The sequence below is a fragment of the Nguyenibacter vanlangensis genome (assembly GCF_013376155.1).
In the GTDB taxonomy this organism is placed as follows: Bacteria; Pseudomonadota; Alphaproteobacteria; order Acetobacterales; family Acetobacteraceae; genus Gluconacetobacter; species Gluconacetobacter vanlangensis.
The window spans coordinates 1-640 of sequence record NZ_JABXXP010001151.1 but is presented as its reverse complement, the minus strand read 5'-3'; the positions used below and the strand labels follow the sequence as shown (position 1 = coordinate 640).

1 protein-coding gene is annotated in these 640 nt (G+C 71.4%); it reads left to right on the top strand.

Translation table 11 applies throughout. The features are described 5' to 3' along the window. A partial coding sequence (ccsA, locus tag HUK84_RS21805) for a cytochrome c biogenesis protein CcsA (protein WP_246285827.1) occupies nt 1–538 on the top strand: 538 nt, incomplete at its 5' end. Nucleotides 539–640: the final 102 nt, after the last annotated feature.

The following is a 640-nucleotide window of genomic DNA, read 5'->3' as shown; positions in this document are numbered from 1 at the left end:
GGACCTGGCGGCGGTGGAGATCGGGCCGGTGGGCGCCGCGGTGACCGCCGTCTGCCTGGCCACCGGGTCGCTGTGGGGCAAGCCGATGTGGGGCGCCTGGTGGGTATGGGATGCCCGCCTGACCTCGGTGCTGGTGCTGTTTTTCCTGTATCTGGGCCATATCGCGCTGATCCGCGCGTTCGACGAGCCGCAGCGCGGCTATCGCGCGGCGGCGATCCTGGGCCTGGCGGGCGCGATCGACCTGCCGATCATCAAATTCAGCGTGCAATGGTGGAACACGCTGCACCAGCCCGACAGCATCACCCTGACCGGCGCGCCGACCATGTCGCTGGCGATGCTGTGGCCGCTGCTGGTCTGCACGCTGGGCTTTACGCTGGGATTCGCCGCCATCGTGGTGGCGCGGCTGCGCGCCGCGGTGATGGAAAGCCGCGTGCGCGCCGCCCTGGCCAGCCGCCGCGGCCGGAGTGGCATGCCAGAGAACGACATGCCGGAGAGCGGCACGCCCGGCCGGGTAGACCTGGACGGAGCAATGGCATGACCCACCTGCCCTATATCGCCGCGTCCTATGGGCTGGCCCTGGGGCTGGCGGTCCTGCTGGGCGGCAATGCCGCGCTGCGGCTGCGCCGGGCCAAGGCGCGGC